The organism is uncultured Nitrospira sp., assembly GCA_902500695.1.
Lineage (GTDB): Bacteria > Nitrospirota > Nitrospiria > Nitrospirales > UBA8639 > Nitrospira_E.
On record CABVRQ010000052.1, the window covers coordinates 1 to 5,858 of the forward strand.

Here is a 5,858-nt window from a genome sequence, read left to right on the forward strand (position 1 = left end):
GATACCTGGCGATTCCGCACCTTTATTACCGAACCGGTTATTCGGGACGAGGTCAAACTCGACGAGCAGAATAAAAAATTTTTATTCTGGGGCGCGTATGTGGAAAACCTACAGATATCCTGGATGAATATGGAGGCTTATTATTACGGGTTAAACGACCAACGACAACAAAATAAGAACCTTCATCGTACGTATGGAACCTATGGATTTCGCTTATATAAAAATCCTGCCGTTAGTGAATTCGATTATGAATTGGAGGGGGCCGTTCAAGTCGGACAATTAGGGCAGGTCGATCATTTTGCCTATAATCCCACTGTTCAAGTCGGGTATACGTTTAATGTGCCCTGGACTCCGCAATTTTTAGTGCAATATGTCTATGCCAGCGGGACTCGCACCCCCGGAGGAAGCCAGAGTGGAACCTTTGATCCCCTGTTTGGAGCCCGACGATGGGATTTGATGGCTACGGGAATTTTCGGTCCATTTCTCCGGTCCAACATCAGTTCTCCCGGTTGGAGGTTGGTTGCCAACCCTGCCAAAAATGTGACGATGCAAATCAAACAGCGGTTCTGGTACCTGGCTCAAGGCACTGCTGTGAATGGGGGGATCCTTTTAGAAGATTCCACAGGGGGGGCAGGAAATTATTTAGGGCATGATCTTGATATACGGGTGTCATGGAAGATCAGTGAAAATTTGGATTTTGATGCCGGGTACGATCATTGGTTCAAGGGATCCTATTTCGATCGGCTTCCGGCTTCGGCGAATCTGCCTCAAGGCGGGAACAAAGATACGGATTATTTTTATCTTTCCATGCGCATCAGATTGTGAAAAGGTTCCAAGTCATTAATCAGGGTCAACCTGTTCTTTAGACTGAGCCACCTGGCGACATCTATTGAATTGCGAGGTGTATGATGTTTCTCCGGGTCCATGCTTTAGCCCTCATGTTCTTTTTTAATGTATGTGTAACGACCGCCACCGCCGAGGAAGTCCGAGTGGCCGTTGCCGCAAATTTTTTGGCTACTCTTAACGAAATTATCACGAATTTTCAGACAGACACGGGTCACACGATACTGGTCAGTTCCGGATCGAGCGGAAAACTTTATGCACAAATCAAAAACGGTGCACCGTTCGATGTCCTGTTTTCAGCAGATGCCGAGCGCCCGCAATTGTTGGAAAAAGAAGGGTTGGCAGTTAAGGGAAGCCGGTTTGTTTATTCTGTGGGGCGTCTGACTTTATGGAGTTCAGATTCGAACGTGGTTCAAGGGGAGGCGCAACACCTTCTATCAGATGGCCACTTCAATCATCTGGCCATTGCCAATCCGAAGACTGCGCCCTATGGCAGGGCTGCGGAACAAACACTCAAGAAGATGGGCCTCTGGGAATCCCTCAAGGATCGGATCGTTCAGGGGGAAAACATCGGGCAGGCTTTTCAATTCGTGTTTTCCAAGAACGCCCAACTTGGTTTCGTGGCCCTTTCCCAAGTATTGGATCCCAAAATCAACGGAGGTGGCAGCCGGTGGGATGTACCACCTTCATTTCACGATTCACTCGAACAAGAAGCGGTCCTGTTAGTGACTGGACAGAATCATGCAGGCGCCAGAGCATTTTTGGATTTTGTCAAAGGTGATAAGAGCAAGGCTATCATTGAACGATTTGGCTATGCGCTGCCATAATCAACCACATATCGACCGATGAAAAAGGAACTTCCATTCCAAAGATGATAATGCTACATAGGGAGCCATGACATTATCCGAGGTAGATTTAGGACCTCTCTGGCTGACCTTGCACCTGGCCGGAGTGACGGTGATCGTGCTTCTGATCATTGGAACTCCGCTTGCCTGGTGGCTTGCACATACCCGATCCCGAGCCCGGACGGTTGTTGAAGCCATTGTCGCCATGCCTCTCGTATTGCCGCCCACCGTGCTCGGATTTTATTTACTGGTCTTATTGGGCCCTCATGGTTGGATCGGGAGCGCCTCGCAGGCGGTAACCGGATCAGCGCTTTCATTCACGTTTACCGGACTTGTCATTGCTTCCGCGCTCTATTCGCTTCCGTTCGTCGTTCAACCCTTGCATGGTGCCTTTGAGTCAATCGGGAGAAAGCCGTTAGAGGCGGCCTGGTCGCTCAGGGCTTCCAAGCTCGACACATTTCTGACTATTGCTTCCCCCATGGCCTCTCGCGGATATCTCACGGCTATTGTCCTTGGGTTCGCACATACCCTTGGCGAATTTGGTGTGGTCTTAATGGTGGGAGGGAATATTCCAGGGAGAACGAAGGTACTCTCTATTGCCATATACGATCATGTGGAGGTCTTGGAATATACCCAGGCCCATGTGCTGTCGGCAGGGCTTCTCGTGTTTTCATTTCTGGTCCTTCTTATGGTCTATACGGTAAACCGCCGCTTGCCTATCCACGTCTCATGAGCGAGTTGATAGCCAGATTCGAGGTCGTCTTTCCATCATTCCATCTGCAGGTGAAAGCCAGCATACCTGCCGAAGGGATCACGGTCGTATTCGGTCCTTCCGGATGCGGCAAGACGACGTTCTTACGCTGTCTCGCTGGATTGGAACGATCGCCGGATGGATTTCTCTCCTTGGGAGAACAGGTTTGGCAGGATGAACCCAACAATATTTTTCTTCCACTCTCCCAACGTCCGGTTGGTTTCGTGTTTCAAGATCCCCGGTTGTTTCCACACTTAAGCGTTCGATCGAACCTTTTGTATGGATGGAAACGGATACCGGAATCGGAGCGTCGTATTTCACTCGATCAGGTCGTCGAGATCCTGGGTTTAGGCTCGTTGTTGGAACGCAGGCCAACTCATCTGTCTGGCGGAGAACAACAACGAGTGGCCATTGGCCGTGCTTTATTAACCAGCCCGCGCCTGCTCCTCATGGACGAACCGCTCAGCTCTCTTGATGTTCAACGAAAGCGGGAAATCATGACCTTTATCCAAAGGCTGGATAAGGAATTCAGGATTCCCATTCTTTACGTGAGTCATGCTCTGCATGAAGTGGTGCAACTCGCCAAAACCCTCATTCTGTTGAAGGACGGGAGCGTGGCCGCTATCGGACCCCTTGCTGAAGTCTTTTCTCAAGTAAGCAGTCGCCGTGTGATCCCGGACAGCCACATTGGTGCAGTCATTGACACTCGTGTGGCCGAACATGATTTTGAATTCGGGCTCACCACTCTCACTTTTTCTGGCGGACAGTTGTCGGTGCCTCATCAACATTACTCTATTGGAGAATCCTTGCGTGTGCAGATTTTGGCCAGGGATGTCAGCCTTGTCGCAAATCCACCTGTTTTTCAAACCAGTGTGTTGAATGTCTTAATGGCGACCGTCATGGAAATCGGACCCATTGAGCCTGGTCAACCTTTTGTCGATATCAAATTGGATATTGGTTGTCCCTTGCTGGCCACCATTACACGAAAATCGTTAGTCACCCTCAAGCTTCATCCCGGTCAGAAGGTCCACGCCCAAATCAAAGCCGTGGCTCTCACTCACGATTACGTGGAATAACGGTGCAATTCTGGAAATAACCACTTTTGGGGATACGGCAGTAGGGTGGGTTTGAAGCCTTCTTTATTGGTCAGCAGAACCAGGTCATGACGACCTATCTTAGCTTTATTGGGTGGCATGGCAAAGAGAGGAGCACGTTCCGGAAACGTCACCAGGACGTCTCCGGCGATGGCCACCAACATTGCCATAGTCAACAAACTGAAGTGACCCTTGATGCCCAAAGGCTCAGATCGGGTTCACGTTTGGGTGCACAGAATATAACCTGGGATCCAGGAGAGTCTGTTCAGCCAGGCCCAAAAAGAAGAGGTGTGGACCCGTGTCGGCCAGGAAATATTAGAATTCATCGATGGCCACAGGGTGCAGGAGGTCGCGAACCGACACAATCCCGACAATGTCATCCCGGTGGGTGACAGCCAGGTGACGAGTGCCGGATCGGTCCATCAAGTCCGCCGCTTCAAAAATCGGTGCGTCTTGATCAATGCTGATCACGGGGGCAGTCATAATGGTCTCGACTTCGGTTTGGTCGGGCGACCGGCGGGTGGAGACCACTTTGCGGACAATGTCGGCTTCAGTCACGATTCCCACAATATGTCCCTGTTGTTTGACAAACACGCAACCGATGCGACGAATTCGCATCAAGGTGGCTGCTAGAGATACGAGATCCCCGCAATTCACTGAGGCGAGATCCTGTTTCATAAGTTCTTCCACTCGAATCATAGGTGTGCTCCTTTCGGTATTGAATGATAGATTGAGAGTTCTGAATCTTCTTGTCTCGTTTGGGGTCGGTGTTTAAGCCACCAGCGAAAATTTTCCTTTCGGGCCTTTCCCATGCAAAATTGGATAGCAGTGGCGTGGGCGTGGGGAGAGATGGAGAAGGGTGCGAATGCCGTACATGAGTGGCTGAAGGAGTATGAGTACTCCCACTGTCATGACCATGAATTTCATTGTGTGTCTCCTGACGGATTTGTTGTGTCATCGTTGCTCAATGCTCTCAGTATCATGACAGGGTGGTGTTACCATGGAGTTTCTGAATCGTTAGCAGTCCGTAACATTTGATGGAGTCTTGGTGAGCCGGTGCAATTGAAGACCATAAATTCATGGGAGCGAACCCGTCGACCGTCGGGCCGGGTAATTCGGTGAAAAAATAGGGTATGTTCTTCGTGTGAAGACGTCGGGTATGACCTTCATCGAATGTTCCGCTGATTTGTGTTTATGGTTTCTTGACGTGAAGGTGGTTTCGTCTTTTATGACAAGCCGATTCAGGGGTTGAATTTTTTGTGCCTGTCCGCTTGCAACGAGGTAAATGGTTCCTGTGGCTTGACTTAAACGAATTGTTCGGAACATTGAAGTCCGATAGTGCTCTCCACTGTTTGGAGAACGAAGCCGACTGTTGGGGGAATTCTGGGTTGCCAGGCAAGCATGCCTGAAGAGGAAGTCCTCCGGGATTTACTCTTACTCATCTCCGGGGACATCAATGTATGTTTGGCTTACGTTGCGGAACGGGAACGTGGAACATCACTGTCCGGAGCCGATTGTTCCTGATTCATGACATGTTCGACTTCCGGCAAATAGATGGGTCTTCCGCGCCGGAGAGGAGGACTTTCTGTCACCCAGTGTATAGTAAGTTGCGTGGTCGCGATCCATCCTCCGTGTGGGCGTAACGACTTCAATGCCGGAGTCGTTCAGGTTTTGGCGTGGTCGTATTTTAATCATGTAGGCGCTTCTCACCTTCCCCGGCATCGTTCCGGTATTCGGTTTCATTTTTCATTTGTTTTGAAGAATATTTCAAGGGTAGGGCAGGCCTGGTTAGTGATGGCAGTCAAATATTCAATCCGCCGGGAAGGGGCTGGAATTCCTTTAGCTCCCTTGAGGTTAGAGAGGTCTTGGGGTTGGAGTCCATTCCGGAGCATTTTCCCCTCGTGTTGGAGACCATTGGACGGCCACGACCCTGATGATGGCCAATACCATCAAGATCCCGCCAAGAATCATCCATTGATCGAGATGGGCTTCTGAGAACCATTTTGAAATAATTTCGGTAAGCATGACCACGAGAATCGTATCCACGATGAACGTGACCTTCACCCGCCCTTCGGAAAAATAGGTCACGGTTGTTTTAAAGACCTCCACGATGGCCAGAATGATCAACGTGTCCACGATGAGCTGACGAAAGACCTGTTCGAGAGGTTCGGTGAAAAGGGCTTCTAAATTCAAGAAAACTCTTAGGACGCCTCCAGCGAGTCCTACGAGGATGGTGACAATTAATAGGCTCAGGACGGCTTTAATGCCTTTCATCCAGAAATGGGTCAGGTCGGCCTCCAACGCTTTGGCCAGCCAGGCGGATGA

The 5,858-nt window shown here is 50.0% G+C and carries 8 protein-coding genes; 4 read left to right on the forward strand and 4 right to left on the reverse strand.

Translation table 11 applies throughout. The annotated features are described in order from the left end of the window. The 4 genes from AAH187_RS13040 to modC all read left to right on the forward strand — a co-directional run. Positions 1–825, forward strand: an 825-nt coding sequence (locus AAH187_RS13040; protein ID WP_342348897.1) for an alginate export family protein, incomplete at its 5' end; no start/stop codon positions are given. An 80-nt stretch (positions 826–905) separates the two neighbouring features. Continuing rightward, on the forward strand, positions 906–1,670 hold the full coding sequence (gene modA, locus AAH187_RS13045; RefSeq protein WP_342348898.1) for a molybdate ABC transporter substrate-binding protein: 765 nt from the start codon (positions 906–908) through the stop codon (positions 1,668–1,670). Positions 1,671–1,737: 67 nt separating this feature from the next. Beyond that, positions 1,738–2,421 carry a molybdate ABC transporter permease subunit gene (gene modB / locus AAH187_RS13050; RefSeq protein ID WP_342348899.1) on the forward strand — a complete coding sequence of 228 codons (684 nt, stop codon included), beginning with the start codon at positions 1,738–1,740 and terminating at the stop codon, positions 2,419–2,421. Beyond that, positions 2,418–3,515, forward strand: coding sequence for a molybdenum ABC transporter ATP-binding protein (gene modC / locus AAH187_RS13055; RefSeq protein ID WP_342348900.1), 1,098 nt, complete (start codon positions 2,418–2,420; stop codon positions 3,513–3,515). The genes modB and modC overlap by 4 nt, the downstream gene beginning before the upstream one ends. On the opposite strand, the gene AAH187_RS13060 is transcribed toward modC, so the two are convergent. From AAH187_RS13060 to AAH187_RS13075, 4 genes are all read right to left on the reverse strand, one after another. Then, a complete protein-coding gene (locus AAH187_RS13060) occupies positions 3,503–3,703 on the reverse strand; it encodes a hypothetical protein (RefSeq protein ID WP_342348901.1) in 201 nt (66 codons plus the stop codon). The two genes, modC and AAH187_RS13060, sit on opposite strands and share 13 nt — an antisense overlap. Positions 3,704–3,848: 145 nt before the next feature. Continuing rightward, entirely contained in the window at positions 3,849–4,232 is a 384-nt protein-coding gene (locus AAH187_RS13065; RefSeq protein WP_342348902.1) for a CBS domain-containing protein, read from the reverse strand. A gap of 72 nt (positions 4,233–4,304) precedes the next feature. Next, positions 4,305–4,460 (reverse strand): hypothetical protein, encoded by a 156-nt coding sequence (locus AAH187_RS13070; RefSeq protein WP_342348903.1) that lies wholly within the window; start codon positions 4,458–4,460, stop codon positions 4,305–4,307. 927 nt (positions 4,461–5,387) lie between these two features. Continuing rightward, positions 5,388–5,858, reverse strand: a 471-nt coding sequence (locus tag AAH187_RS13075; RefSeq protein WP_342348904.1) for a phosphate-starvation-inducible PsiE family protein, incomplete at its 5' end; no start/stop codon positions are given.